Genomic DNA, 3963 nt, shown 5'->3' on the forward strand with positions numbered 1-3963 from the left:
CATTAAACCATTGAGCCTTTTGAAATCTGGCATGCTTTCAGTTTCTACTCGAATTAAATAATCACGTTGCATACTATCCCTCAATTCAGTAATATGAATACGTTTATTTTACATTATTTTACAGCAACATATTTGAAATTCGTGTTGAATCGTGTGGGAGGCAGGAGATTATTTATCCTCACTTGGTTCAAGATGTAGACTATCAGTAAAAAAAGTATTTTCACCTTTTTTCTCCACAAAAGTAAATTCAATGTCTTTATATCCAACTGATGAACCTTTTAAGTCTCCCGAACCTTTCAACAATAACTTTGGTGCTTTATTCGTTGGTATTTTATATCTTTTTCGTAATTGTTTTACATTATAGTCATCATTAGTTAATTGATATTTTGCTGAATAACTCGGTACCTCTGGATTATATGATATATCGCCGTCTTTGTACTTCGACAAATCTTTAAAGCTGCCATATTGCGCGAAGAACTTAAAATTCTCGATTTCTTTTTTTATATTTTCGTCTTTGATACCTTTAGTTGGAATGATTTTATTGTCTACCATTTTAACCGGATATTCTTTATCTTTACTCTTAGGTCTACCATCTTCATCATGAAGTGTTTCACTCACTATATACTTCCCGGTTGTAGTCTTAGTGTTTCTATTCATATATAGAACCATACCTTTTGATTTCATACGTTCCCCTTTAGGTTGAACAACCATTTCAGAATTAATAATCCATGTGCCTTTATCGTTTTTATCAAATTGATCATCACGATAGCCTTCTTTATCGTATAAATCCTCTAGATTTTTAATCGGATACATACTCAATGTTTTTTCAAAACTTTTCTTTATTTCCGCTTCTTTACCCATGCCACAACCAGCAGTGAAACTAATGACTAATATCAAAAAACTAATATACAATACCAATTTGTTTAATCGTTTCATAATTTCACAATCCTATTCTTATTATTATCTTTCCTGGATTGATTTCATATTTTAATCGAGTCATGATTATTTATCCTCACTTGGTTTAAAAATTAACCCATCACTAAAGTAAATGTTCTCTTCTTTTTTCTCTACAAACGTAAATTCAATGTCTTTATATCCAACTGATGAACCTTTTAAATTCCCTGTACCCTTCAACAACAACTTCGGTGCTTTATTTGTTGGTATGTCATATCTTTTACGTAATTGCTTTACATTGTAATCATCATTAGTTAATTGATATTTAGCTGAATAACTTGGCACCTCTGGATTATATGATATATCTCCATCTTTATAATTTTCCAAATCTTTAAAGTTTCCATATTGAACAAAAAACTTAAAGTTTTCGATTTCTATTTTTATGTTTTCATCTTTAATTTCTTTAGTAAGGATTATTTTATTGTCGACCATTTTAACAGGGTATCTTTTTTCATTGTCTTGATGTTTACCTTTATCCTCGCACTTAATCACATTAACATAATAATAGCCATTTGTTGTTCTTGTATTTCTATTCATATACAGAACCATGCCTTTTGATTTCATAGGTTCTCCTTTATTTTGAATTGCCATTTGAGAATTTACAATCCATGTTCCCTTATCATTTTTATCAAATTGATCATCTCGATAGCCCTCTTTGTCATATAAATCCTCTAGGTTTTTAATCGGATACATACTCATTGTCTTTTCAAAACTTTTCTTAATTTCCGCTTCTTTACCCATGCCACAACCAGCAGTAATACTAATGACTAAAAATAAGAAACTAATACCTAACACTAATTTATTTAAACGTTTCATCACCTTACAACTCTCTTCTTTTTATTTTGTTTCCTTGAATCGATTTCATACTCTTTATTAGTCACGATTATTCATCATTACTCGGTTTAAAATGTAGGTTAGCTGTAAAGTAAGTGTTTTCTCCTTTTTTCTCTACGAAAGTAAATTCAATTTTTTTGTATCCAATTGATGAACCATCTAAATTTCCTGAACCTTTTAACAATAACTTTGGAGCTTTATTCGTCGGTATATCATATCTTTTACGTAATTGCTTTACATTATAATCATCATTGGTTAGTTGATATTTTGCTGAATAAATCGGGGCTTCTGGATTATATGAAATATCTCCACCTTTATACTTCGTCAAATCTTTAAAATTGCCATACTGCGCGAAAAACTTAAAGTTTTCGATTTCTTTTTTTATTTTTTCATCTTTGATATCTTTAGTTGGAATGATTTTATTGTCAATCATTTTAACGGGATATTCTATTTGCTTATCCTGAGGTCTGCCATTTTCATCCTTCTTTATCGCATTAACATAGTAAAATCCTTTTGCACTCCTTGTATTTCTATTTAACTTCAAAACCATACCTTTTATATTTAAGGCTTCTCCCTTTTTCTGAATTGCCATTTCAGAACTAATAGTCCACGTTCCTTTATCATTTTTATCAAATTCGTCATCACGATAGCCTTCTTTATCGTATAAATCCTCTAGATTTTTAATTGGATACATACTCAATGTTTTTTCAAAACTTTTCTTTATTTCCGCTTCTTTCCCTGTACCACAACCAGCAACGATACTGATGATTAATATCAAAAAACTGATGTACAATACCAATGTATTTAATCGTTTCATAATTTCACAATCCTATTTCTTTTTATTGTTTTTCCTGGATCGATTTCATAATTTGATCGAATCATGATTATTTATCCTCACTTGGATTAAAATGTAGCCCATCACTAAAGTATATATTTTCTCCCTTTTTCTCTACGAAAGTAAATTCAATTTTTTTGTAGCCAATTGATGAACCTTTTAAATTCCCTGTACCTTTCAACAATAGCTTTGGTGCTTTATTCGTTGGTATATTATATCTTTTTCGTAATTGTTTTACATTATAGTCATCATTAGTTAATTGATATTTTGCTGAATAACTCGGCACCTCTGGATTGTATGATATATCGCCGTCTTTGTACTTCGACAAATCTTTAAAGTCGCCATATTGAACAAAGAACTTAAAGTTTTCGATTTCTTTTTTTATTTTTTCATCTTTAATTTCTTTAGTTGGAATGATTTTATTATCGACCATTTTAACCGGATATCTTTTTTCGTTATCACGATGTATACCTTTATCTTCTCTTTCTATAACATCAACATAGTAATAGCCATTTGTTGTTCTTGTATTTCTATTCATATATAAAACCATGCCTTTTATATTCATATCTTTTCCATTAGATTGAATCGACATTGACGAACGAACAATCCATGTTCCCTTATCATTTTTATCAAATTGATCATCACGATATCCTTCTTTATCGTATAAATCCTCTAGATTTTTAATCGGATACATACTCAACGTTTTTTCAAAACTTTTCTTTATTTCCGCTTCTTTCCCTGTACCACAACCAGCAAAGATACTGATGATTAAAAACAGAAAACTAATACCTAGCACTAATTTATTTACACGTTTTATCATTTCATCACTCTCTTTTTCCGGGTTCGATTTCATACTCTTTATTGGTCACGTTTATTTATCCTCACTTGGTTCAAGATGTAGACTATCACTAAAGTATATATTTTCACCTTTTTTCTCCACGAAAGTAAATTCAATATCTTTATATCCAACTGATGAGCCTTTTAAATTACCTGTACCTTTCAACAATAACTTTGGTGCTTTATTCGTCGGTATATCATATCTTTTACGTAATTGTTTTACATTATAATCATCATTAGTTACTTGATATTTTGCTGAATAACTTGGCACCTCTGGATTGTATGAAATATCTCCATCTTTGTACTTCGACAAATCTTTAAAGTTTCCATATTGAACAAAGAACTTAAAGTTTTCGATTTCTTTTTTTATGTTTTTATCTTTAATTTCTTTTGTTGGAATGATTTTATTATCGACCATTTTAACCGGATATCTTTTTTCATTGTCGTGCGGTTTTCCTTCATCCTCGTCCTTAGTCACATCGACATAGTAGTAACCATTTGTT

The 3963-nt window shown here is 30.0% G+C and carries 5 protein-coding genes; all 5 read right to left on the reverse strand.

Going from position 1 to position 3963, the window contains the following annotated elements; all coding sequences use genetic code 11:
- Positions 1-168: 168 nt before the first annotated feature.
- Positions 169-939, reverse strand: coding sequence for a tandem-type lipoprotein (locus IDG60_RS08245; protein ID WP_075339405.1), 771 nt, complete (start codon positions 937-939; stop codon positions 169-171).
- 63 nt (positions 940-1002) lie between these two features.
- Entirely contained in the window at positions 1003-1773 is a 771-nt protein-coding gene (locus IDG60_RS08250) for a tandem-type lipoprotein (RefSeq protein ID WP_000977802.1), read from the reverse strand.
- Between the two features lie 64 nt (positions 1774-1837).
- Positions 1838-2608, reverse strand: a complete 771-nt coding sequence (locus tag IDG60_RS08255; protein WP_031790901.1) for a tandem-type lipoprotein — start codon at positions 2606-2608, stop codon at positions 1838-1840.
- Positions 2609-2672: 64 nt separating this feature from the next.
- A complete protein-coding gene (locus IDG60_RS08260; protein ID WP_000597207.1) occupies positions 2673-3443 on the reverse strand; it encodes a tandem-type lipoprotein in 771 nt (256 codons plus the stop codon).
- A 51-nt stretch (positions 3444-3494) separates the two neighbouring features.
- Positions 3495-3963: tandem-type lipoprotein (locus tag IDG60_RS08265; RefSeq protein ID WP_206160612.1), on the reverse strand; the 469-nt coding region annotated here is incomplete at its 5' end.

It is taken from the genome of Staphylococcus sp. EG-SA-2 (assembly GCF_017152085.1).

Coding starts and splice junctions, on each gene's coding strand:
- IDG60_RS08260 (WP_000597207.1), bottom strand. CDS start 3,443: ATGATAAAACGTGTAAATAAATTAGTGCTAGGTATTAGTTTTCTGTTT.